General features: G+C 73.5%; 23 protein-coding genes. 15 read left to right on the top strand and 8 right to left on the bottom strand.

The features are described from left to right. The first annotated feature begins 3 nt into the window (after positions 1–3). Positions 4–738, top strand: a complete 735-nt coding sequence (locus AB0L29_RS17025; protein WP_365827837.1) for a potassium channel family protein — start codon at positions 4–6, stop codon at positions 736–738. Positions 739–819: 81 nt separating this feature from the next. Here the strand turns inward: AB0L29_RS17025 and AB0L29_RS17020 are convergent, their stop codons facing one another. Both AB0L29_RS17020 and AB0L29_RS17015 read right to left on the bottom strand, forming a co-directional pair. After that, complete coding sequence (locus AB0L29_RS17020) at positions 820–1,125, bottom strand: small hydrophobic protein (protein ID WP_365827835.1); 306 nt, start codon at positions 1,123–1,125, stop codon at positions 820–822. A gap of 255 nt (positions 1,126–1,380) precedes the next feature. After that, positions 1,381–3,000, bottom strand: a complete 1,620-nt coding sequence (locus AB0L29_RS17015; protein ID WP_365827833.1) for an MFS transporter — start codon at positions 2,998–3,000, stop codon at positions 1,381–1,383. A gap of 115 nt (positions 3,001–3,115) precedes the next feature. On the opposite strand from AB0L29_RS17015, the gene AB0L29_RS17010 reads away from it, so the two are divergent. The 3 genes from AB0L29_RS17010 to AB0L29_RS17000 all read left to right on the top strand — a co-directional run bounded on the left by AB0L29_RS17010 (position 3,116) and on the right by AB0L29_RS17000 (position 6,029). Then, positions 3,116–3,769: a TetR family transcriptional regulator gene (locus AB0L29_RS17010; RefSeq protein WP_365827831.1), complete on the top strand. Its 654-nt coding sequence runs from the start codon at positions 3,116–3,118 to the stop codon at positions 3,767–3,769. Between the two features lie 81 nt (positions 3,770–3,850). Beyond that, positions 3,851–5,068, top strand: a complete 1,218-nt coding sequence (locus tag AB0L29_RS17005) for an alpha/beta hydrolase (protein ID WP_365827829.1) — start codon at positions 3,851–3,853, stop codon at positions 5,066–5,068. A gap of 112 nt (positions 5,069–5,180) precedes the next feature. After that, positions 5,181–6,029, top strand: a complete 849-nt coding sequence (locus AB0L29_RS17000; protein WP_365827827.1) for a DUF4429 domain-containing protein — start codon at positions 5,181–5,183, stop codon at positions 6,027–6,029. 61 nt (positions 6,030–6,090) lie between these two features. Here AB0L29_RS17000 and AB0L29_RS16995 read toward each other — a convergent pair whose 3' ends face one another. Both AB0L29_RS16995 and AB0L29_RS16990 read right to left on the bottom strand, forming a co-directional pair. Beyond that, positions 6,091–7,107 carry an aldo/keto reductase gene (locus AB0L29_RS16995; RefSeq protein WP_365827825.1) on the bottom strand — a complete coding sequence of 339 codons (1,017 nt, stop codon included), beginning with the start codon at positions 7,105–7,107 and terminating at the stop codon, positions 6,091–6,093. Beyond that, on the bottom strand, positions 7,104–7,568 hold the full coding sequence (locus tag AB0L29_RS16990) for a MerR family transcriptional regulator (protein WP_365827823.1): 465 nt from the start codon (positions 7,566–7,568) through the stop codon (positions 7,104–7,106). The genes AB0L29_RS16995 and AB0L29_RS16990 overlap by 4 nt, the downstream gene beginning before the upstream one ends. Before the next feature lie 191 nt (positions 7,569–7,759). On the opposite strand from AB0L29_RS16990, the gene AB0L29_RS16985 reads away from it, so the two are divergent. Next, positions 7,760–8,578 (top strand): serine hydrolase domain-containing protein, encoded by an 819-nt coding sequence (locus AB0L29_RS16985; protein ID WP_365827821.1) that lies wholly within the window; start codon positions 7,760–7,762, stop codon positions 8,576–8,578. A gap of 219 nt (positions 8,579–8,797) precedes the next feature. Here AB0L29_RS16985 and AB0L29_RS16980 read toward each other — a convergent pair whose 3' ends face one another. After that, complete coding sequence (locus AB0L29_RS16980) at positions 8,798–9,451, bottom strand: pirin family protein (protein WP_365827819.1); 654 nt, start codon at positions 9,449–9,451, stop codon at positions 8,798–8,800. Positions 9,452–9,513: 62 nt separating this feature from the next. Here AB0L29_RS16980 and fasR point away from each other — a divergent pair, with 62 nt between their 5' ends. From fasR to fabF, 5 genes are all read left to right on the top strand, one after another. Further along, positions 9,514–10,719, top strand: a complete 1,206-nt coding sequence (gene fasR, locus AB0L29_RS16975; RefSeq protein ID WP_365827817.1) for a fatty acid biosynthesis transcriptional regulator FasR — start codon at positions 9,514–9,516, stop codon at positions 10,717–10,719. Between the two features lie 89 nt (positions 10,720–10,808). Next, positions 10,809–11,756 (top strand): ACP S-malonyltransferase, encoded by a 948-nt coding sequence (locus AB0L29_RS16970; protein ID WP_365827815.1) that lies wholly within the window; start codon positions 10,809–10,811, stop codon positions 11,754–11,756. 15 nt (positions 11,757–11,771) lie between these two features. Next, the gene (locus AB0L29_RS16965) at positions 11,772–12,803 is read left to right on the top strand and encodes a ketoacyl-ACP synthase III (RefSeq protein WP_365827813.1); all 1,032 of its coding nucleotides are present in this window, start codon (positions 11,772–11,774) and stop codon (positions 12,801–12,803) included. Positions 12,804–12,879: 76 nt separating this feature from the next. Continuing rightward, a complete protein-coding gene (locus AB0L29_RS16960; protein WP_030341284.1) occupies positions 12,880–13,128 on the top strand; it encodes an acyl carrier protein in 249 nt (82 codons plus the stop codon). A gap of 80 nt (positions 13,129–13,208) precedes the next feature. Then, positions 13,209–14,480, top strand: a complete 1,272-nt coding sequence (fabF, locus tag AB0L29_RS16955) for a beta-ketoacyl-ACP synthase II (protein ID WP_365827811.1) — start codon at positions 13,209–13,211, stop codon at positions 14,478–14,480. 142 nt (positions 14,481–14,622) lie between these two features. On the opposite strand, the gene AB0L29_RS16950 is transcribed toward fabF, so the two are convergent. Beyond that, positions 14,623–15,117, bottom strand: a complete 495-nt coding sequence (locus AB0L29_RS16950) for a DUF3145 domain-containing protein (RefSeq protein ID WP_365827809.1) — start codon at positions 15,115–15,117, stop codon at positions 14,623–14,625. A 255-nt stretch (positions 15,118–15,372) separates the two neighbouring features. Between AB0L29_RS16950 and AB0L29_RS16945 the strand changes: the two genes are divergently transcribed. The 4 genes from AB0L29_RS16945 (at position 15,373) to AB0L29_RS16930 (ending at position 19,065) form a co-directional block, all read left to right on the top strand. Then, positions 15,373–16,269, top strand: coding sequence for an SGNH/GDSL hydrolase family protein (locus tag AB0L29_RS16945; RefSeq protein WP_365827807.1), 897 nt, complete (start codon positions 15,373–15,375; stop codon positions 16,267–16,269). Between the two features lie 15 nt (positions 16,270–16,284). Beyond that, positions 16,285–17,256 (top strand): aldose epimerase family protein, encoded by a 972-nt coding sequence (locus tag AB0L29_RS16940; RefSeq protein ID WP_365827805.1) that lies wholly within the window; start codon positions 16,285–16,287, stop codon positions 17,254–17,256. Positions 17,257–17,428: 172 nt separating this feature from the next. Continuing rightward, complete coding sequence (locus AB0L29_RS16935; protein WP_365827803.1) at positions 17,429–17,821, top strand: hypothetical protein; 393 nt, start codon at positions 17,429–17,431, stop codon at positions 17,819–17,821. Then, the gene (locus tag AB0L29_RS16930; RefSeq protein ID WP_365827800.1) at positions 17,818–19,065 is read left to right on the top strand and encodes a pyroglutamyl peptidase; all 1,248 of its coding nucleotides are present in this window, start codon (positions 17,818–17,820) and stop codon (positions 19,063–19,065) included. The genes AB0L29_RS16935 and AB0L29_RS16930 overlap by 4 nt, the downstream gene beginning before the upstream one ends. 48 nt (positions 19,066–19,113) lie before the next feature. Here AB0L29_RS16930 and AB0L29_RS16925 read toward each other — a convergent pair whose 3' ends face one another. Together AB0L29_RS16925 and AB0L29_RS16920 are read right to left on the bottom strand one after the other, a co-directional pair. Next, a complete protein-coding gene (locus AB0L29_RS16925; RefSeq protein ID WP_365827798.1) occupies positions 19,114–19,908 on the bottom strand; it encodes an EI24 domain-containing protein in 795 nt (264 codons plus the stop codon). A gap of 81 nt (positions 19,909–19,989) precedes the next feature. Next, positions 19,990–20,427, bottom strand: coding sequence for a MarR family transcriptional regulator (locus AB0L29_RS16920; protein ID WP_365827796.1), 438 nt, complete (start codon positions 20,425–20,427; stop codon positions 19,990–19,992). Between the two features lie 103 nt (positions 20,428–20,530). On the opposite strand from AB0L29_RS16920, the gene AB0L29_RS16915 reads away from it, so the two are divergent. Continuing rightward, positions 20,531–21,553, top strand: coding sequence for an NADP-dependent oxidoreductase (locus AB0L29_RS16915; RefSeq protein ID WP_365827794.1), 1,023 nt, complete (start codon positions 20,531–20,533; stop codon positions 21,551–21,553). The last annotated feature ends 133 nt before the right edge of the window (positions 21,554–21,686 follow it).

Here is a 21,686-nt window from a genome sequence, read left to right as displayed (position 1 = left end):
GCCATGACGCAGCAGCCGGCCCAGCGCCGTTGGGAACAGCACACACAGCGGCCCCTCTTCGCCCTGGCCCTGGCCTTCGCCGTCGCCTACGCCGTGCCGATCGTCCGGCCCGACGCGGGCCGTGACGTGGTCGCCGTCTGCGCGGCGGTGGAGTGGGCCGTGTGGGGCGCGTTCGCGCTGGACTACGCCGTCCGGCTGGCCCTCGCCGAGCGGCGCCTGGAGTTCGTCCGGACGCACTGGCTCGACCTGGCCGCGGTGCTGCTGCCGCTGCTGCAGCCGATGCGGCTGCTGCGGCTGGTGTCGACCCTGCTGCTCGTCGGGCAGCGGGCGCGGATGGCCTCGCAGATCAAGCTCACGACGTACGTGGCCGGGTCGGTGGTCGGGCTGCTGATGTTCGGCTCGCTCGCGGTGCTGTCGGTGGAGCGGGACGCGCCGGGCGGGAACATCAGGACCCTGGACGACGCGGTGTGGTGGTCGTTCACGACGATGACGACCGTGGGGTACGGGGACCACGCGCCGACCACCGGGCTCGGGCGGATGCTGGCCGTCGGGCTGATGCTGTCCGGGATCGCGCTGCTGGGTGTGGTGACCGCGAACATCGCCGCGTGGTTCATAGCACGGTTCGAGAAGGACGACGTGGAGGAGCGGCGGCAGACCGAGGCGATACGCGAACTGACGCAGGAGGTGCGGGCGTTGCGGGACGAACTGGCGGCGCTGAAGGGGACCTCGGCGAAGTAGGCCCGGACCGGCCGGTGTCGCGGCCGGCAGGAGGGCGGGCCCCCGGCCGGACCGCCGGAGGCCCTCGCCCCGCGTCCCGGGTCAGAGCGGTCCATTGCCCGGGAGTGCCGCCCCGGCGGGCCGGACGACCGCCGGGAGTGTGCCGAGGGCGCCCAGAACGACGGCGACCACGGCCGGAAGCGGCCGGGCGCCCGTCCGGGCGCGGCCCATGGAGAGCCGGCCGCAGACGATCGCGACGGGGCCGGGGACGATTCCCAGCACGAGGAATCCGGCGGCCGCGCAGACGACTCCGACGATTGCGAGCGTCGCGCGATCCGGCCCGGTCCGTGACCACGTCCGGCCACGTGAGCGGGGGTTCCTGCGCGTTCCGTGTCCGAAGCCCGCCATCGTCGTCTGCCCGAACTCCCCGAATTCCTCGGATGCTTGGATTCGTTCCGGGACCCGATGGGGCGAGTACCCCTGATACGGCGGTCAATCCCGCTGCCTGCGCGCCACCCCCCTCCGGCAGCGCGCCGCAGCCGGCCGTCCCCCATGCCCTGCGGAGGACTTGACCCACTGTGACCTGCGGCGCGCTCCGGAGGGGAGGGGCCGGGGCGCGGTTCACCCTGACAGGCGAACCGCCCCGGGCCGCGGGACGGCCGGTCAGATGTGCCCGACGCCCGCGCCGGCCTCCGCGTTCTCCCCGCGCTTGGTGAGGAACGCGACCAGCACCGCCACCGCCGCGACGCCCGCGGCGACCAGGGACGCCAGGCCCATGCCGGAGATGAAGGTGTCGTGCGCGACCTCGGTGATCTTCGCGGCGATCGGCCCGGGCGTGTCCGGGGCCACCGGCGCCACACCGACCTGGACCGCCTCGGAGGCCTGGTCCAGCTGCTCCGGGGTGAGCTGCGGAAGCCCCGCCTCCTTCCAGTTGCCGGGCAGGTCGTTGTCGACCTTGGAGGCCATCACGGCGCCCAGCACGGCCGTGCCGAGGCTGCCGCCGATCTGCATCGCGGCCTGCTGGAGGCCGCCGGCGACGCCGGAGAGCTCCATGGGGGCGTTGCCGACGATGACCTCGGTCGCGCCGACCATGACGGGCGCGAGGCCGAGGCCCAGCAGGGCGAACCAGACGGACATGATGCCGCTGCCCGTGTCCGCCTGGAGCGTGGACATGCCGTACATGGCGATCGCGGTGAGCGCCATGCCGCCGGCCAGCGGGAGGCGCGGGCCGAACTTGGTGATCATCACGCCCGCGAGCGGGGAGCCGACGATCATCATGCCGGTGAGCGGCAGCAGGTGCAGGCCGGCGTCGACCGGGCTCATGCCGTGCACGTTCTGCAGGTAGAACGTCACGAAGAACAGGCCGCCCATGAAGGCGATGGCCATCAGGACCATCAGCACCACACCCGCCGACAGGGGCACGGAGCGGAACAGGCCCAGCGGGACGAGCGGCTCCTTGACCTTCGTCTCCCAGAAGGAGAAGAGCGCGAAGCCGACGGCGGAGGCGGCGATGAACGCCCAGGTCCTGCCGTCGCCCCAGCCCCACTCCGGGGCCTTGATGAGCGCCCAGACCAGGCAGAACATCGCGGCCGACAGCAGCGCGATGCCGAGGACGTCGAAGGAGCGGGGGGCGTTCTCGGCTCGGTGGTCCAGCAGGATCCACACGCCGAGGACGACCGCGAGGACGCCGACCGGCACGTTGATGAAGAACACCGACTGCCAGTTGACGTGCTCGACGAGGACACCGCCGAGGATCGGGCCGCCCGCGGTGGAGGCGCCGATGACCATGCCCCAGATGCCGATGGCCATGTTGAGCTTCTCGGCGGGGAAGGTGGCCCGCAGCAGGCCGAGCGCGGCCGGCATCAGCAGCGCGCCGAACAGGCCCTGGAGGACACGGAAGGTGACGACCAGCGCGATGCTGCTCGACAGGCCGATGGCCCCCGAGGCGGCGGCGAAGCCGACCACGCCGATGAGGAAGGTCTGCCGGTGGCCGAAGCGGTCACCGAGCTTGCCCGCGGTGATCAGGGCGACCGCGAGGGCGAGGAAGTAGCCGTTGGTGATCCACTGGACCTCGGCGAAGGTGGCGCTCAGGTCCTTCTGGATGGCCGGGTTGGCGATGGCCACGATGGTGCCGTCGAGGGCCACCATCATGACCCCCACGGCGACGGTGACGAGGGTGAGCCACGGATGGCCGCGCAGCCCCTTGGCCGGTGTCGCGCCCGGTGGGGTCGCCTGCGTCCCGTCCCCTGGCCCCGGTGTGCCGACGGTGGTCTGACTAGTCATACATTCGAGACTAGTGACAGTCGCTGACATTTGACAAACCGATTCACAAGTCGGTTACTGACACGACATCCCCGTATAGCCTGAACTGGGGAAACAGTGCGGAGGAGAAGGCCCCTTGAAGACGGTGGACAGCGATCACAGGCTTCCGGGCCTGCGCGAACGCAAGAAACAGCGCACCCGTGACGCCCTGTTGCGGGCCGCCCTCGAACTGTTCACCACACGCGGGTACGAGGAGACGACCGTCGACGAGATCGCGGCGGCCGCCGACGTCTCGCAGCGCACGTTCTTCCGCTACTTCGCCAGCAAGGAGGAGGTGACGTTCTTCGTGCCGCGGCTCGCGGAGTCGCACTTCGTCGCGGCCGTCCGGGAACGCCCGCCCGGCGAGGCCCCGCTGGAGGCGCTGCGCCGGGCCCTGCTGGAGAACTGGGACACCATCAACGAGGCCGTCGGGCAGATCGTGCCGATCGACCTGCACATGCGCGTCTATCGGGTGATCGAGTCGACGCCCGCGCTGCTCGCCGCCCACCTGCGGCGCGCGACCGAGCTGGAGGAGGAGCTCGCCCGGATCGTCGCCGAGCGCGAGGGGCTCGACGTGGACGCGGATCCGCGGCCGCGGACCCTGGTGGCCGCCTTCGGCGGGGTGCTCCGTGTAACGGAGCGCATCTGGTCCGCGGGGGGCGACTTCAGCGTGGCGGCCATGCGCGAGCTCGCGACCGCCCACCTCGACGAGCTGGGCCCGGCCCTGCTGGGGAACTGGCGTACGGACTGAACCCCGTATCGCGGTGCCGAAACGTGATCCCGCTCACTTGGTTAACGCGAGACCGTCTCGTTCTCTTAGTGTGTCCTTTCAGTGACTTCCTTCGACACCTCCCCGCCCCTGAACGTCTGGCGCGCCCTGCTCGCGCTGGCCGTGGTGTTCGTGATGCTGGCGACCACCGGCTGGACCGCGCTGCGCCACCAGCGCGGCGCGGCACCGCTCCAGGCCTCGCTCAGCGCCTGGGAGCGCGGCCGGATCGACGGGCGCCGGCTCCCTGACCCGCACTCCGCCCCCACCCGGCTGGCCCGCTTCTTCGCCTCCCTCGGCGAGCACCAGCGCGCGGCCCTGGCCCGGCGCTACCCGCTCGCCGTCGGCAACATGAACGGCGCCCCGGTCGAACTGCGCTACCACGCCAACCGCATCGCGCTCGGACAGGCGCGCACGGTGGAGCGGAGACGCATGCGCGACAGCAGCCTCACCCCGGCCGGGCAGCAGGCGGCGGGCCGCCGGATGCACCGCTTCGCGGCGCTGATGCGGCAGGACCGTCACATCCTCGCCTTCGACCCGGACGGCTCCGGCCGGGTCGCCGAGGTCTTCGGCGACCTGCGCGGGGCCGAGCGGGTCTCCGTCGTCGTCCCCGGCGTCGACACCGACCTGCTCACCTTCCAGCGCACCCACCGCAAGTACGCGGCGCCCGTCGGCATGGCCCGGTCCCTGTACGCGGCCGAGCGCACGGCGCGTCCCGCGACCCGGACGGCCGTGATCGCCTGGGCCGACTACACGGCGCCCAGCGGGGTCGGCATGGACGCGGCCACGGCGATGCGCGCCGAGGTCGGCGCCGCCCGGCTGGACGCGCTGGTGCGCGCGCTGCCCGGCGAGGCGCCCGTCTCGCTGTTCTGCCACAGCTACGGTTCCGTGGTGTGCGGGCTGGCCGCGCACCGGCTGCCCGGCCGGGTGACCGACATCGCGGTGGCCGGCAGCCCCGGCATGCGGGTCGAGAAGGCCTCCCACCTGCGCACCGGTGCCCGTGTCTGGGCGATGCGGGACGCCGACGACTGGGTGCAGGAGGTGCCGTACCTGGAGGTCGGCGGGCTCGGCCACGGAGCCGACCCGATGTCCGCCGGGTTCGGGGCGCGCGTGCTGTCGGCGCGCGGCGCGCGGGGGCACAGCGGCTACTTCGAACCCGGTACGGAGAGCCTGGCGAACTTCGCCGAGATCGGCGTCGGCGCCTACGACGCGGTGCGCTGCGCGCGCGGGGACGACGCCTGCCGGGCGGATCTGTCCGGTGCGGCGGGGGCCCGACGCGCATAGGGCCTGTCGTCGAACTCCCGCCTGCCCCGCGGCGCCAGGCCCTCGGAGCGGCGGGAACCGCGGTGTGCGCGGGCAGGGGACGAAAGGGCGCGTGCCGCATACGATGAGCCACATGGGTGACGTACTGGCCGGATTTCATGCCACCTGGGAGTTCGAGTCCGACTCCGTGCTCATCCGTTACGAACGGGGGATTCGCACACCGAAGCTCTTCCAGGCGCTGGGGGAACGCCGGATCCCCCTGGAGGCGATCGCCGGGGTGACGCTGACGCCCGGCAGGCGCGGCACCGTCGTGCTGCACGCCCCGCCGCGGCCGGGGGCGGACCCGCTGATGGAGGCGGCGGCGGGACAGCTGAAGGAGGACTGCGACCCCTACCGGCTGGTGCTGCCCGCCGAGCGGGAGGTGCTCGCCGAGTACTACGCCGACGAACTGCGCGCGCGGCTGACGGAGTCCGGGCCGGCCGGCCGGCACCTGGTGGCGGCGCCCGAGGCTCCGCTGCGGTTCAAGGCGTACGACGGGAAGGCGTCCTTCGACGGGACCTCGGTGTCGTTCCGGTGGTTCTGGACCGGGGCCTCCTCGGCGAAGTGGAAGGCCGGCGACCAGACGTTCCCGGTCACCGGCCTGAGCGGGGTGGAGTGGCGCTCCCCCGAACTGTTCGAGGGCTACCTGCGGTTGGTGCGGCGCGACGCGGCCGGCCCGCCCGCGCAGGCCGACCACGATCCGGCGGCCGTCGTCTTCGGGCTCGGGTACGGGCCGGTCCACGAGTCGCTGCCGTTCGTCGCCGCGGTGCTGGCGGCGGTGCGCAGGGGCGGGCCGGTGGCCGCCGTGCCCGCGCCCGGGCCGCGCCGTGACCCCGCCGGCGTCGCCGAGCGGATCCGGCACCTCGGGGAGCTGCACCGGGCCGGGCTGGTGACGGACGAGGAGTTCTCCGTGAAGAAGGCGGAGTTGCTGGCGGAGCTGTAGCGTCCGCCGGCAACTCCCCGTCGCGCGCGGGTCGTCCGCGGCCGGCCCGCGCCCCGGGACGCTACTCGCGGCCGGCCGAAGTGAGCGCCATGTCCGAGTAGCGGTCGCCCGCCACCTGCGCGGCGATGGGCTCCAGCAGGGTCAGCTCCTCCTCGGTCAGCGTGATCCGCGTGGCCGCCAGGTTCTCCTCCACGCGGCCCGGCTTGCGGGTGCCCGGGATGGGGACGACCGTCAGCCCGTGCACCGCCGCCTGCTGCTGGACCCATGCCAGGGCGATCTGGCCGAGGGTGGCTCCGTGGTGCCCGGCGACGGTCCGGACCGGCTCCAGCAGCGCCGCGTTGGCGGCCGCGTTCTCACCGGTGAAGCGGGGCTGCTGGCGGCGGAAGTCGTCGGCCGTGAGGTCCGTCTCGGCGTTGACGAAGGAGCCCGTGAGGAAGCCGCGGCCGAGCGGGGAGTAGGGGACCAGGGCCACGCCCAGTTCCCGGGCCGCCGGGACCACGTTCGCCTCGATGTCGCGGCTGAACAGCGACCACTCCGACTGCAGGGCGGCGATCGGGTGCACCTCCTGCGCGGCACGCAGCTCCTGCGCCGTGACCTCGCTCAGGCCGAGGTGCCTGACCTTGCCCTCGCGGACCAGCTCGGCCATCGTGCCGACGCTCTCCTCGATCGGCACGTTCACGTCGCGCCGGTGCATGTAGTAGAGGTCGATCACGTCGAGGCCGAGGCGCTTCAGGCTCGCCTCGACGGCCTGGCGGATATACGGCGGGTCGTTGCGGATGATCCGCCTGGTCGGGTCGTCCGGCGGGATCTGCAGGGCGAACTTGGTGGCGACGACCACCTCGTCCCGGTGCGCCTTGAAGAAGGGTGACAGGAACCGCTCGTTCTCCCCCGCGCCGTACTGGTCGGCGGTGTCGTACAGGGTGACGCCCAGTTCCAGCGCCCGTTCCAGGGTGGCGCGCGAGGCGTCCGCGTCCACGGGGCCGTAGGCGAAACTCATGCCCATGCAGCCCAGGCCCTGGACACCCACCTCCGGGCCGCCCGTGCCCAACGCCACCTTCGCGATCCTGCCGTCCGTCATCGGGACCTCTCCGACGCCAGGGCGCGCCCGGCGTCCGCATAGAAATTGATCTTCCGGTCGAGCACGGCGAGCGTGTCCTGGAGTTCGGCGATCCTCGTCAGGACGTCCTCGCGGGTCGCCTTGAGCAGCGCGAAGCGCTCGCCGTAGGTGTGGTCGCCCTCGCGCACCAGTTCCGCGTACCGGACCATGTCCGCGACCGGCATGCCGGTCAGGCGGAGCTTGCCGACGAGGTCCAGCCAGTCCAGGTCGCGGTTGGTGTAGCGCCGCTGGCCGGTGTGGGACCGGTCGATGTGCGGCATCAGCCCGATGCGCTCGTACCAGCGCAGGGTGTGCGCCGTCAGTCCGGTGAGGGACGCGACTTCGCTGATCGTGTAGCGGTCCTCGCCGTCCGGGCGCCGGTTCTGCCGGGGCGGGCCCGCGCAGCTGTCGGCAGTGGTGCCTGTGGTCTCCATCACCGTCATGGCCCCCACGCTAGGGCCCTGGAGTGCACTCCAAGCAAGCGGAACCGGCAAGAAATCAGCAGGACGGGGAACCGTCCCCCGGCCGGCGCCGACGGGGCCCCGCCGTGTCCGCCGGCTCCGCGAGGGACCGTACGCGGCGGGGCCGGACCCCTCGGTGCGGCCGTGCCCGTGAGCGGCTTAGGCTCACGGACATGTCCTTGAAGAGCCTCGCACTGATCGAGAACTGGCCGGTTCCCACCGCCGCGGCGGGCGTCGTACGGGCGGACGGCACCGTCCTGGGCACCCACGGGCCGACCGGCCGGCGCTTCCCGCTGGCCTCGGTCACCAAGCCGCTCGCGGCGTACGCGGTGCTCGTCGCCCACGAGGAGGGGGCGGTCGAGCTCGACGAGCCCGCCGGGCCGCAGGGCGCGACCGTGCGGCACCTGCTGGCGCACACCTCCGGGCTCGCCTTCGACGAGCACCGGGTGATGTCCGCGCCCGGGGAGCGGCGGCTGTACTCCAACGCCGGGTTCGAACAGCTCGGGGACCACCTCGCGAAGGCGACGGACATCCCCTTCGGGGAGTACCTGCGCCAGGCGGTGCTGGAGCCGCTGGGGATGACGTCGACGACGCTCCAGGGCTCGCCCGCCAAGGACGGGGTGTCCACGGTGGAGGACCTGCTGCGCTTCGCGGCCGAGGTGCAGGCGCCCCGGCTGCTGGACCCCCGGACCGTCGCCGAGGCGATGACCGTGCAGTACCCGGGGACCAAGGGCGTCCTGCCCGGGTACGGCCACCAGAACCCCAACGACTGGGGGCTCGGTTTCGAGATCCGCGACGCCAAGTCGCCGCACTGGACGGGGTCTTCGTCCTCACCGCGCACCTTCGGCCACTTCGGCCAGTCCGGCACGTTCCTGTGGGTCGACCCGGACGCGCGTGCCGCCTGCGTGGCGCTGACGGACCGGGCGTTCGGGCCGTGGGCGACCGAGGCGTGGCCGGCGTTCACGGACGCCGTGCTGGCGGAGATCGGCTGACGCCGCACCGGCGGGGACCGGCCGGGCCCTTCGACGGCAGGCCTAGGGCCTGTCGTCGAACTCCCGTCGTCCGCCCGGAGGGTGGACCCCGCGGCGTCGGGTGCGTGCTCCCGGCGTGCCGGGCACGGGCCCTCGTACGGGATGTACCCGGGTCCGCGCCCGGTGCGGCGAGAGGGCGTGCGGGGCGTCGCGGGGCAGGCAGGAGTGCGACGACAGGCCCTAGCGGGCCATCTCCCAGAGCAGCAGTTCCGCCCGCGTCACCGCCACCGCCTCCAGGCCCCCGGCGTCCGTGACGCGGGCCGCGTCGCCGGGGCCCAGCTCCTCGCCGTCCAGGCGCACCCGGCCGCGCACGACGTGGGCGTACGCGTACGCCGCGTCGGGCACGGCCGTCCGCTCCCCCGCCGCCAGGCGGCGCACGTGCAGCACCGCGCCCGCCTCGGGGACGGCGTGCGGCGTGGCGTCCGCAAGGGAGCGGACGACCTCGTAGCGGGGTTCGCCGCCGGGGTCGCGCGGGACCAGCCACATCTGCAGGAAGGTCAGGGGCGCCGAGCCGTCGTTGCGTTCGACGTGCCGCACGCCCGACGCCGCGCTCAGGCGCTGGAGGTCGCCGGGGCGGACCACCGTCTCACGGCCCGTGGAGTCGCGGTGGGTCAGCTCGCCCTCCACCACCCAGGTCACGATCTCCGTGTGGCTGTGCGGGTGCTCGGCGAAGCCGGCGCCGGGCGCCAGGCGCTCCTCGTTGCAGGCGGTCAGCGCGCCGAAGCGGAGGTTGCCGGGGTCGTAGTGGGGGCCGAAGGAGAAGGCGTGCCGCGTCTCGATCCCGGCCGCCGGATCGCCGCCCCGGTAGCGCTCGTCCGCGCGCCGTACGTCCATCACGAGCTCCACGGTAGACCCGGCGGCACGCACACCCGTCCGGATGAGGCAGTCTTGTCCCCGTGCCCGAACCCGAAACCAGCAAGCACGACGCCACGGTCCGCGCCCTCCATCCGCACGCGGCGACCCTGAAGCGCCTGGAGAAGTCCTCCGGGTCCCTCGCCGCGCAGGCCATCGCGCGGATGGACGAGACGCTGCCCTGGTACCGGGCCATGCCCCCGGAGAACCGTTCCTGGATCGGGCTGGTCGCGCAGGCCGGCATCGCCGCCTTCACCGAGTGGTTCCGGCGCCCGGACGCCCCGCAGGCCATCTCCACCGACGTCTTCGGCACGGCGCCGCGCGAGCTGACCCGGGCCATCACGCTGCGGCAGACCGTGGAGATGGTGCGCACCACCATCGAGGTCATGGAGTCCGCCATCGACGAGGTGGCGGCCCCGGGCGACGAGTCCGTGCTGCGCGAGGCGCTGCTGGTGTACGCCCGCGAGATCGCCTTCGCCACCGCCCAGGTCTACGCCCAGGCCGCCGAGGCACGCGGTGCCTGGGACGCGCGGCTGGAGTCGCTGGTGGTGAACGCGGTGCTCAGCGGGGAGGCCGACGAGGGGGCCGTCTCCCGGGCCGCCGCGCTCGGCTGGAACTCGCCCGAGCACGTGTGCGTGGTGCTGGGCACGGCGCCCGACGGGGATTCCGAGCTGACGGTGGAGGCCATCCGGCGGGCCGCCCGGCACGCCAAGCTCCAGGTGCTGACCGGGGTGCTCGGGGACCGGCTGGTGGTCATCGCGGGCGGCAGCGACAACCCGCTGGCCGTGGCCAGGTCGCTGATCGGGCCGTTCGCGGCGGGGCCGGTCGTGGCGGGCCCGGTGGTGCAGGACCTGCTGGCCGCGACCCGGTCCGCGCAGGCCGCCGCCGCGGGGCTCAAGGCGTGTTCCGCCTGGCAGGACGCCCCGCGGCCGGTCCTGGCGGACGATCTGCTCCCGGAGCGCGCGATCGCCGGGGACCCCTCGGCCCGTGAGCAGTTGGTGGAGGAGATCTACAGACCGCTGGAGGAGGCCGGGGCCGCGCTGCTGGAGACGCTCAGTGTCTATCTCGAACAGGCCAGCAGCCTCGAAGGCGCCGCGCGGATGCTGTTCGTTCACCCCAACACCGTGCGCTACCGGCTCCGACGTGTGACTGACGTCACCGGCTGGTCCCCTTCCGATGTACGCTCTGCGTTCACACTGCGAATCGCCCTGATCCTGGGGCGTCTGGCCGACGGCGATCCGCAGTCCTAAGGTTTTGTCGGAGCTCCACAAAACCCCCTCCTGTTCTTCGTCCTTGTCCCCACGGGCGGCCGTGGCCGTCCCCAAGAGAGAGTGTGAGAGTGCTCGTACTCGTCGCTCCCGGCCAGGGCGCCCAGACGCCCGGCTTCCTGACTCCCTGGCTCGAACTGCCCGGCGCCGCCGACCGTGTCGGCGCCTGGTCCGACGCCATCGGACTCGACCTCGTCCACTACGGCACCCGGGCCGACGCGGACGCGATCCGGGACACGGCTGTCGCCCAGCCGCTCCTCGTCGCGGCCGGACTGCTGTCCGCCTCGGCACTCGGTGACATCACGGACATCGCGCCGGGCGCGGTCGCGGGACACAGCGTCGGCGAGATCACCGCCGCCGCCTTGGCGGGCGTCCTCGACGACACCGCCGCGCTGACCCTCGTGCGCACCCGGGGCCTGGCCATGGCCGAGGCCGCCGCGGTCACCGAGACCGGCATGGCGGCCCTGCTCGGCGGCGACCCCGAGGTGAGCCTCGCGCACCTGGAGAAGCTGGGCCTGACCCCGGCGAACATCAACGGCGCGGGCCAGATCGTCGCGGCCGGCACCAAGGAGCAGCTCGCCGCGCTGGAGGCCGAACCGCCCGAGGGCGTCCGCAAGATCGTCAGGCTCCAGGTCGCCGGCGCCTTCCACACCTCCCACATGGCCCCCGCGGTCGACGCGCTGGCGAAGGCCGCCGAGGCCCTGACGCCCGCCGACCCCGGGGTCGTCTACGTCTCCAACAAGGACGGCCGGGCCGTCGCCTCCGGTACCGAGGTGCTGGAGCGCCTGGTGGGGCAGGTCGCCAACCCGGTCCGCTGGGACCTGTGCATGGAGACCTTCAAGGAGCGCGGCGTCACCGCCCTGCTGGAGGTCTGCCCGGGCGGCACCCTCACCGGGCTCGCCAAGCGCGCCCTGCCCGGCGTCCGGACGCTGGCCCTGAAGACCCCCGCCGACCTCGACGCGGCCCGCGAGCTCGTCTCCGAGGCCGCAGCACCTGCCGCTGACGCGGCGGGCGCCTGACAAGGAGCCGACCGCATGGCGAAGATCAAACCCGGCAAGGGCGCCCCGTACGCGCGCATCCTCGGCGTGGGCGGCTACCGTCCGGTCCGGGTCGTGCCGAACGAGGTGATCCTGGAGACGATCGACTCGTCCGACGAGTGGATCCGCTCGCGCTCCGGCATCGAGACCCGGCACTGGGCGTCGCCGGAGGAGACCGTCGCGGCGATGTCGATCGAGGCCTCCGGCAAGGCGATCGCGAACGCCGGGATCGCCGCCGAGCAGATCGGCGCCGTGGTGGTCTCGACCGTCTCGCACTTCAGCCAGACCCCGGCCATCGCCACCGAGATCGCCGACAAGCTGGGTACGGACAAGGCCGCCGCCTTCGACATCTCCGCCGGCTGCGCGGGCTTCGGCTACGGCCTGACCCTCGCCAAGGGCATGGTCGTCGAGGGCTCGGCGGAGTACGTCCTCGTCATCGGCGTGGAGCGCCTCAGCGACCTGACCGACCTGGAGGACCGGGCGACGGCCTTCCTGTTCGGCGACGGCGCGGGCGCGGTCGTGGTCGGCCCGTCCCAGGAGCCGGCGATCGGTCCGACGGTCTGGGGCTCGGAGGGCGACAAGGCCGACACCATCAAGCAGACCGTGCCGTGGGACCGCTTCCGCAGCGGGGACCTCTCCGGGCTCCCCCTGGACCGCAACGGCAACGTCAAGTTCCCTGCGCTCACGCAGGAGGGCCAGGCGGTGTTCCGCTGGGCCGTGTTCGAGATGGCGAAGGTCGCCCAGCAGGCGCTGGACGCGGCCGGGATCACCTCGGACGACCTGGACGTCTTCATCCCGCACCAGGCCAACGTGCGGATCATCGACTCGATGGTGAAGACCCTCAAACTGCCGGAGCACGTCACGGTCGCCCGTGACATCCGCACCACCGGCAACACCTCGGCCGCCTCGATCCCGCTCGCGATGGAGCGGCTCCTGGCGACCGGCGAGGCGAAGAGCGGCGACACCGCGCTCGTCATCGGTTTCGGGGCGGGTCTCGTCTACGCAGCGACTGTCGTTACCCTCCCCTAGGCACTCCGTGCCGGATCACGCGGTCCGGCACGGGAAGAACTGCCCAACCCTCTGGATACAACGAAGGAGCGCCACCATGGCCGCCACTCAGGAAGAGATCGTCGCCGGTCTCGCGGAGATCGTGAACGAGATCGCCGGCATCCCGGTTGAGGACGTCCAGCTGGACAAGTCCTTCACCGACGACCTGGACGTCGACTCGCTGTCCATGGTCGAGGTCGTCGTCGCCGCCGAAGAGCGTTTCGACGTCAAGATCCCGGACGAGGACGTCAAGAACCTCAAGACCGTCGGCGACGCGACCGACTACATCCTCAAGCACCAGGCCTGAGCCTGCCTGGGCCGGTGCACCGGCCCCGCCACCCGGCGGTGGCGCCGCTGATCCTCGTCAACGTTGGAGAGAGAATTCCCGTGAGCTCGACCAATCGCACCGTGGTCGTCACCGGTATCGGCGCAACCACACCGCTGGGTGGCGACGCAGCCTCTACCTGGGAGGGCCTGGTCGCCGGACGCTCCGGCGTCAAGCCCCTGGAGCAGGACTGGGCCGCCGAGCAGGCGGTCCGCATCGCGGCCCCGGTCGCCGTGGAGCCGACCGAGGTCATCCCCCGGCCGCAGGCCCGCCGCCTGGACCGCTCGGCGCAGTTCGCGCTGGTCGCGGCCAAGGAGGCCTGGGCCGACGCCGGTTTCGAGGCCAAGGCCGGTGAGGGCGCCGACGTCGACCCGGACCGGCTGGGCGCGGTCATCGCCTCCGGCATCGGCGGCGTGACGACCCTGCTGGACCAGTACGACGTGCTGAAGGAGAAGGGCGTCCGCCGCGTCTCCCCGCACACCGTCCCCATGCTGATGCCGAACAGTCCGTCGGCGAACGTGGGCCTGGCCGTGGGCGCCCGCGCGGGCGTGCACACCCCGGTCTCCGCGTGCGCGTCGGGCGCCGAGGCCATCGGCTACGCCATCGAGATGATCCGCACCGGCCGCGCCGACGTCGTCGTCGCGGGCGGCACGGAGGCGGCGATCCACCCGCTGCCCATCGCCGCGTTCGGCAACATGATGGCGATGTCGAAGAACAACGACGACCCGCAGGGCGCCTCGCGTCCCTACGACGTCGCCCGCGACGGCTTCGTCCTCGGCGAGGGCGCCGGCGTGATCGTCCTGGAGTCCGCCGAGCACGCCGCCAGGCGCGGTGCGCGGGTGTACGCCGAGGCGGTCGGCCAGGGCATCTCCGCCGACAGCCACGACATCGTGCAGCCGGAGCCGGAGGGGCGCGGCATCGCGCACGCCCTGCAGAACCTGCTGGAGCGCACCGACCTGGACCCGGCTCAGATCGTGCACGTCAACGCGCACGCCACGTCGACGCCGGCCGGTGACATCGCCGAGCTGAAGGCGCTGCGGAAGGTGTTCGGTGACCACACCGACCACATCGCGGTGTCGGCGACCAAGTCGATGACGGGCCACCTGCTGGGTGGTGCCGGTGGTGTCGAGTCGGTGGCGACGGTGCTCGCGCTGTACCACCGGGTGGCGCCGCCGACCATCAACGTCGAGAACCTCGACCCGGAGGCCGCGGCCAACGCGGACGTCGTCCGCGGCGAGGCGCGCAAGCTGCCGGTCGAGGGACGCATCGCCGCGCTGAACGACTCGTTCGGGTTCGGCGGGCACAACGTGGTGCTGGCGTTCCGGACGGTGTGATCGCCGGACGTGTGCGGCCCGGACCCCCGTGGGGGTCCGGGCCGTCGTCGTCGCGGGGCCCGTGGTGCACCGTGTGCGGGTCCGCCGGGCCGGCCGTGCGGCTCCCCACGCCCCTCGGGGGCCTCGCCCCCGGGGCGTGTTCTCAGACGACCTGGTGCAGCCAGCGGACCGGGGCGCCCTCGCCCGCGTACCTGAACGGTTCCAGTTCGTCGTCCCAGGGCTTGCCCAGGAGCCTGGCGATCTCCGCCTCCAGGTCGGTCCCGTCCTGCCGGGCGCGCACCAGCGCCGCGCGCAGGCGGTCCTCGGGGATGAGGATGTCGCCGTGGATGCCGGTGACGGCGTGGAAGATGCCGAGGTCGGGGGTGCAGCTGTAGCGCTCCCCCTCGGCGGTGGCGCTGGGCTCGGCGGTGACCTCGAAACGCAGCAGGTGCCAGCCGCGCAGGGCGGAGGCGAGTTTGGAGGCCGTGCCCGCCTGGCCCTGCCAGGAGAACTCCGAGCGCCAGGTGCCCGGTGCGGCGGGCTGCCGGATCCAGTCCAGGCTGACGCGCGTGCCGAGCACCCCGGCGACGGCCCACTCGACGTGCGGGCACAGCGCGCGCGGCGCGGAGTGCACGTACAGGACTCCACGTGTCGTCACCGGAACCTCCGGGCAGAGCGGGCCGTCTTGGGAACGGGCGGAACGGCCGTGGCCGGGCGGGCCACGTTGATGGCGAGGCTACCGTGCGGCGGCGCAAGGAGTGTGACGTACCGTCGGTCCCGGCGCCGGGAAACGCCTGCCATTCACCCGGGGGGACGCTTGTACGGGTGCGAGCCGTTGCACCTGGCCGGGCGGGAACCCCGGTGCGTTGTCATGGTGGGGGGAGCGCACGCGAGCCGAGGGGATGACCAGCAGATGCGGAAGCGAAGCCACCGCTCACGAGCCGTGCTCGCCGTGGTCGCCGCGGCGGCGCTGGGTGTGGCCGGCTGTGACGCCGTGGGCGGCGGCTCCCCCGGCTCCTCCGGCGCCGGGGCGGGCCGGAAGCCGTCACCCAGGCCCACGCCGGTCTGGGACACCAGCCCGGACTCCGTCGCCGCCGTGGGCGACTCCATCACCACCGGCTTCGACGCCTGTTCCGTCCTGTCGGACTGCCCGGAGGTGTCCTGGGCGACCGGCGGCAGCGAGCGGGTGGACAGTCTCGCCGTACGGCTGCTGGGGCGGGCGAAGGCGGCCCGGCGGAGCTGGAACTACGCCGTGACCGGGGCGCGGATGGCGGACCTGCCCGGCCAGATGGCCCGGGCGGTGGCGCGCCGGCCGCAGCTGGTGACGGTGCTGGTCGGGGCGAACGACGCCTGCCGGGACACCACGTCGGCGATGACACCGGTCGCGGACTTCCGCGCCGACTTCGAGGACGCGATGCGCACGCTGCGCACGGCCCTGCCCAGGACCCAGGTGTACGTGGCGAGCGTGCCGAACCTGAAGCGGCTGTGGTCGCAGGGCCGGACCGACCCGCTGGGCAAGCAGGTGTGGAAGCTGGGCATCTGCCCGTCGATGCTGGGCGACGCGGACGCCCTGGACGCGGCGGCGACGCTGCGCCGGGACACCGTGCAGAAGCGGGTGGAGGACTACAACCGGGTGCTGCGGGAGGTCTGCGCCAAGGACCGGCGGTGCCGGTCCGACGGCGGCGCGGTGTACGACTACCGCTTCGGCACCGACCAGTTGAGCCGGTGGGACTGGTTCCATCCCAGCGTGAACGGGCAGGCCCGGCTGGCCGAGATCGCCTACCGGGCGGTCACGGCGCACCGGCCCTGACCTAGAGTGCGGCCCATGAGCGAACTCTTCGGCACGCTGTCCGACGGCACCCCGGTCCACCGCTGGACCCTGGAGCGGGCGGGCGTACGGGTGCGGATCCTGTCGTACGGCGGGATCGTGCAGTCCGTCGAGGTGCCGGACCGGGACGGGCGCACCGCGGACGTGGTGCTGGGGTTCGCGGACCTCGACGGCTACGTCGCCCATCCCGGCCCCTATCTCGGGGCCCTGATCGGGCGGTACGCCAACCGGATCGCCGGCGGCCGCTTCGCGCTGGACGGGCGGGTGTACGCGCTCGCGCGCAACGACGGGCCGAACTCGCTGCACGGCGGGGAGCGCGGTTTCGACAAGCGGGTGTGGGACGTGGCCCCGGTCGGGCACGGTGTGCGTCTGACGCGGGTCAGCCCGCACGGCGAGGAGGGCTTCCCGGGCCGGCTCCGGGTCGCGGTGACGTACACGCTGGACGGGGCGGGCGCGCTGCGGATCGGGTACGAGGCGCAGACGGACGCGCCGACGGTGGTGAACCTGACGAACCACACGTACTGGAACCTCGCCGGCTCCCGCGGCGCGGGCGGGCACGAACTGCGCGTCGCCGCCTCGCGGTACACCCCGGTCGACGCGCACCTGATTCCGGCCGGCCCGCCGCGGGACGTCTCCGGCACGCGCTTCGACTTCCGCCGGGCGCGCGGGGCCGCTTCCGGCTACGACCACAACTTCGTGCTGGACAAGGGGGTGACGAAGGCGCCCGAGGAGGTCGCCGAGCTGCACGACCCGGTGTCCGGGCGGGTCCTGACGGTGGCCACGACCGAGCCCGGCCTCCAGGTGTACACCGGGGACCAGCTGGGTGAGCCGTTCGCCCCCGGCGACGGCATCGCGCTGGAGACGCAGCACTTCCCCGACTCCCCGAACCGGCCGGAGTTCCCCAGCACGGTGCTGCGGCCGGGCGAGGTGTTCCGGTCGCAGACGGTCTACGGGTTCTCGGTGCGCTGACGCCGGGACGGGACGAGCCCCGGTCCGGGGTCAGGTGCCGGACCGGGGCTGCTCGGGGGGAGGGGTCCCGGGTCAGACGGTAGTCGTCGCGGCGGTCCCGCGGCCCGCGATCGGGCGGCCCGCCTGGATCCCGTACGAACCCTTCACAAAGGAGCGCCCGACCGCCCTGGAGATGCGGCGCGCGGCCGGCCGCACCGGCGAGATCACCCTGGAGAGCGCCGAGACGGGCGGCATGCTGCAGATCGCCGCCGGCCAGGACGGACCCGTCAGCGGCAGCAGGGCCCGCCGCGTCCTCGGACGGCAGCCCCGCCACGCCTCCTTCACCGACGACCCCGCCCGGTACCACCGCGCCTGGAAGGCCGCCCGGTCCGCCACCTGGCACACCGGCGGTGCGGGAGCGCGTCGCGCCCCGCACCGGCCCTCCCGCGAGGCGTCCCCGCGTCGACGGGACACGGCCGACGAGGCCGGGCGGATCCCCGGCCGGGCGCCATGGCGTACGCCGCTCCCGTCAAGTGATACTGCGACTCGTTCCGCACGCCCACGACGGAAGGCTGAACTCCTTTGAAACCGCTACGCGTTCGGATCGGCGTCCTCGGTCTGGCCCTGCTGGCCGGCCTCACCGTCCCGACGGCCGCGGCCGCCGCCGGGACGGCCCCCTCCCCCACCGTCGAGGAGCAGCGCCTCGACGGAGCCGTCCCCCAGGAGATCCTCCGCCGCTCCGGGTTCGACACGGTGGCGCCGCGGTTCGCCCGCGCCCTGGACGCGGCGCGCTCCTACGCCGAGGCCCGCCGGATCGTCCTGCACGAGGGGTCGGCGCTGTGGCGGCGGGCCGTCGCGCGGGCGCAGGGGCGCGGCCCGGCGGGCGGCGACCTGAGCCGGGACGACGACCGGCCGCTGTACTGGGCGCGGCTCGGGATGACGAGGCACCTGCGCGCCTGGCAGCCGGAGTTCGGCCTCGGTGACGCGCAGCGGGCGAAGCTGACGGCCGCGCTGGAGCGCACCTCGCGCGGCCAGAGCACCGTCCGCTACCCGCGCGGCGAAGGGCTCCGGCGGGTCCTGGTCACCGGCTTCGACCCGTTCACCCTGGACCGGGACATCCGGATCTCCAATCCGTCCGGCGCGACCGCGCTCGCCCTGGACGGCACGGTGATCGAGACGGCGGACGGTCCGGCGCGCGTGGAGACGGCCGTGTTCCCGGTGCGCTGGCGGGACTTCGCGGACTCGACGGTGGAGCGGACGCTGCGTCCGCACCTGCCGGAGGTGGACCTGTTCGCGACCGTGAGCCAGGGGCGGGCCGGCCGGTTCGACGTCGAGCGGACCAACGGGGCCTGGCGGGGCGGCTTCCCCGACAACGAGAACGTCTCCCGCACCGGGACGGTCCCGGTCGCCGACCCGGCCTCGCAGCCGCAGTGGACGACGACCACCCTGCCGTACCGGCGGATCGTGGCGGCGGACACCGGCCGCTTCCCCGTGTACGACAACACGAGCGTGACCGAGATCCCGGCGGGGGGCACCGCGCCCGTCGTCCGGCCGGACGGGCCGACCCCGGGCTCGACGGCGCGGGCCGGGGGCGGCGGGGACTACCTGTCCAACGAGATCGCCTACCGGGCGACGCTGCTGCGGGACCGGCTGGGACTGCGCGACGGGCTGCCGGGCGGGCACGTGCACACGCCGGTCCTGCAGTTCGGGGCGGGGAACACCACCGAGGTCACGGATCCCGAGTTCGTGCGCAACCGGCTGGACATCATCGCCCAGGTGCGCTCGATCGTGGCCGTGGCGGCCGGCGCGGCGGAGCGGGCGCGAGGCTGACGCCGGGGCCGGCCAGGAGGGTGGCGGCGGCGACGGCGGGCACCTCGGTCACCGGGGGACGCCCTTCGTCCCGGGCCGCCGGGCGTCGTCCCCGGCGCTCTCCTCGCCGAGCAGCCCGCGCGCCATGAGGGTGGCGCCCGCGACCGCGCCCGGCATCAGGAACACCGCGACGAACGGGACCAGGAAGGCCAGGGCGAGGGGCGTGCCGAAGCCCCAGACCAGGGTCCTGCGGGAACGGAGCAGGGCGAGGCGGTCGCGCAGTTCGACACCGCGGCGCTGCAGGGCCACGGCGGTGAGCTCCTCGGTGAGGAAGAAGCCGGTGACGAAGAAGCCGATCACCGGGACGGCCGTCTGGCCGACGACCGGGACGAAGCCGCAGGCGAACAGCAGCACGCCCCAGGCGGCGGCCCGCAGGACGATCCGCAGGCTGTCGCGGGCGGAGATCCACAGTTCGCGCCAGAGCGGCAGGCCCGACTCGGGGGCGGCGCCGTCCGGGGAGACGTCCCGGTCGACCTTCTCGGAGAGGTTCTCGTAGAAGGGCTGTCCGACGAGCAGGGTGACCGCGGTGAACGTCACGACGGACAGCAGCAGGGCGAGGGCGAACAGCACGGCGGTGAGGAAGCCGCGGAACAGGCCGGACCAGGGGTTCGGCCAGTCGTCGGCGAACGGGGTCGCCCAGGCGACGGCGTCGCCGCCCCACAGGGCCAGCGCGACGAGCACCGCCGCGTACAGGACCAGGGTGATCAGCCCGGGGAGCAGTCCGAAGCCGTACTGCCTGCCGTGCCGGGCCACCCACCGCTGGCCCTCCAGGAGGTACCGGAATCCCGCCCCAAGATCGCGCATGGGGGAACTGTAGCGGGGGTCGGCCCGCCGGTCACCCGGCGAACCGGGCCGGGCCTGCCGACGGGCCGGGCCGGGCCGCCGTCACGGGCCCAGCATCCGCCGCAGCGCGTCCCGCAGGGCCACCCGCTCCTCCTCGGCGAGTCCCGCGAGCGGCTCCCGGGCGAAGCGCAGGGACTCCCGCAGGCCGCGCGCCACGCGCCGGCCCTCGGCGGTGGCCGCCGCGAGCTTCACCCGCCGGTCCGCGGGGTCCGGCCGCCGCTCCACCAGGCCGCGGGCCTCCAGCCGGTCCACGATGCCGGTGACGTTGGACGGTTCGCACCTCAGCCGCTGCGCCAGCCTGCGCATCGGCAGCGGCTGAAGCGACAGCAGGCTCAGCAGCCGCGCCTGCGCCCCGGTCAGCGCGTGCTCCGCCGCGGCCTCCTCGTAGTCCGCGTGGAAGCGGGCCACGACCTCCCCGACGAGTTCGACGACCTCCAGGGTCAGCGGGTCGGGGCGGCGCTCGGTCGGTGGTGTGGCCATGGCCTCCAGGCTACCCGGTTGTTTGACAGCCTGAAATGTTCAGGGGCATCGTTGTTTCAGGTACTGAAACAATCCGCAGGATCGCGTGAGGAAGGCGCCCCCGATGACCGACACCCCCACCCTCCCCTCCGTCAGCCGCGAATGGCACCTGCTCAGCCGTCCCGTGGGCTGGCCCAGGCCCGAGGACTTCGCGCTCGTCGAGGCGGAGGTCCCGGCCCCGGGCGAGGGCCAGGTGCTGGTCCGCAACACGTACCTCTCCGTCGACCCGTACATGCGCGGCCGCATGAGCGCGGCCAAGTCCTACGTGGCACCCTTCGAGCTCGGCAAGGCCATGCAGGGCGGCGCCGTCGGCGAGGTCGTCGCCTCCCGCGCCGAGGGCCTGGCCGTCGGCGACCACGTCCTGCACTTCTCCGGCTGGCGCGAGTACGCCGCCGTGGACGCGGGGAGCGCAGTGAAGGTGGACCCGCAGGCCGCGCCGCTGTCGGCGTACCTGGGCGTGCTGGGCATGACCGGCCTGACCGCCTACGCGGGCCTGCTGCGCACGGCCGCCTTCAAGGAGGGCGACGCGGTGTTCGTGTCGGGGGCTGCCGGGGCCGTCGGCTCCCAGGTGGGACAGATCGCCAGGCTCAAGGGCGCCTCGCGGGTCGTCGGGTCCGCCGGATCCGGGGAGAAGGTGAAGCTGCTCCTCGAGGAGTACGGGTTCGACGCCGCCTTCAACTACAAGGACGGGCCGGTCGGCGAGCAGCTGCGCGCCGCCGCCCCCGACGGGATCGACGTGTACTTCGACAACGTCGGCGGCGACCACCTGGAGGCCGCCATCGGCTCCCTCAACCGGGGCGGCCGGATCGCCGTCTGCGGGATGATCTCCGTCTACAACAACACCGAGCCCGCCCCGGGCCCGAAGAACCTCGCCCGCCTGATCCAGACCCGCGGCCGCATCGAGGGCTTCCTGGTCGGCGACCACTACGACCTCCAGCCGCAGTTCGTCCGGGAGGTCGGCCCCTGGGTCGCCTCGGGCGCGCTGAAGTACCGGGAGACGGTCGTCGAGGGCGTCGAGAACACCCTGGAGGCGTTCCTCGGGGTCCTGCGCGGCGACAACACCGGGAAGATGATCGTCAAGCTGTAGCCCCCACCGGCTTTCCGGCGTAGGGGGATCTCTTCCCGGACGGGGATCTCTTCCCGGAGCCGTCGGCGGCCCGGGCGCGCGCCGCGGCGGACCGGGGGAGGAACACGCCCCGTGTCCGTCCGGCGGTCCGGCG

The sequence above is a fragment of the Streptomyces sp. NPDC052701 genome (assembly GCF_040678355.1).
GTDB lineage: Bacteria > Actinomycetota > Actinomycetes > Streptomycetales > Streptomycetaceae > Streptomyces.
This window is presented reverse-complemented; position numbering and strand designations above follow the sequence as displayed.

What these genes read in the sequence shown, in the direction of transcription:
- AB0L29_RS17015 (WP_365827833.1), bottom strand. Translation starts at nt 3,000, where the DNA reads ATGACTAGTCAGACCACCGTCGGCACACCGGGGCCAGGGGACGGGACG.
- AB0L29_RS16990 (WP_365827823.1), bottom strand. Translation starts at nt 7,568, where the DNA reads ATGACGGTGATGGAGACCACAGGCACCACTGCCGACAGCTGCGCGGGC.
- AB0L29_RS17025 (WP_365827837.1), top strand. Translation starts at nt 4, where the DNA reads ATGACGCAGCAGCCGGCCCAGCGCCGTTGGGAACAGCACACACAGCGG.
- AB0L29_RS16980 (WP_365827819.1), bottom strand. Translation starts at nt 9,451, where the DNA reads ATGGACGTACGGCGCGCGGACGAGCGCTACCGGGGCGGCGATCCGGCG.
- AB0L29_RS16995 (WP_365827825.1), bottom strand. Translation starts at nt 7,107, where the DNA reads ATGACGGACGGCAGGATCGCGAAGGTGGCGTTGGGCACGGGCGGCCCG.
- AB0L29_RS17000 (WP_365827827.1), top strand. Translation starts at nt 5,181, where the DNA reads ATGGGTGACGTACTGGCCGGATTTCATGCCACCTGGGAGTTCGAGTCC.
- AB0L29_RS16920 (WP_365827796.1), bottom strand. Translation starts at nt 20,427, where the DNA reads ATGGCCACACCACCGACCGAGCGCCGCCCCGACCCGCTGACCCTGGAG.
- AB0L29_RS16925 (WP_365827798.1), bottom strand. Translation starts at nt 19,908, where the DNA reads ATGCGCGATCTTGGGGCGGGATTCCGGTACCTCCTGGAGGGCCAGCGG.
- AB0L29_RS16985 (WP_365827821.1), top strand. Translation starts at nt 7,760, where the DNA reads ATGTCCTTGAAGAGCCTCGCACTGATCGAGAACTGGCCGGTTCCCACC.
- AB0L29_RS16945 (WP_365827807.1), top strand. Translation starts at nt 15,373, where the DNA reads ATGCGGAAGCGAAGCCACCGCTCACGAGCCGTGCTCGCCGTGGTCGCC.
- AB0L29_RS16960 (WP_030341284.1), top strand. Translation starts at nt 12,880, where the DNA reads ATGGCCGCCACTCAGGAAGAGATCGTCGCCGGTCTCGCGGAGATCGTG.
- AB0L29_RS17020 (WP_365827835.1), bottom strand. Translation starts at nt 1,125, where the DNA reads ATGGCGGGCTTCGGACACGGAACGCGCAGGAACCCCCGCTCACGTGGC.
- AB0L29_RS16915 (WP_365827794.1), top strand. Translation starts at nt 20,531, where the DNA reads ATGACCGACACCCCCACCCTCCCCTCCGTCAGCCGCGAATGGCACCTG.
- AB0L29_RS16935 (WP_365827803.1), top strand. Translation starts at nt 17,429, where the DNA reads ATGCGGCGCGCGGCCGGCCGCACCGGCGAGATCACCCTGGAGAGCGCC.
- AB0L29_RS16940 (WP_365827805.1), top strand. Translation starts at nt 16,285, where the DNA reads ATGAGCGAACTCTTCGGCACGCTGTCCGACGGCACCCCGGTCCACCGC.
- AB0L29_RS16965 (WP_365827813.1), top strand. Translation starts at nt 11,772, where the DNA reads ATGGCGAAGATCAAACCCGGCAAGGGCGCCCCGTACGCGCGCATCCTC.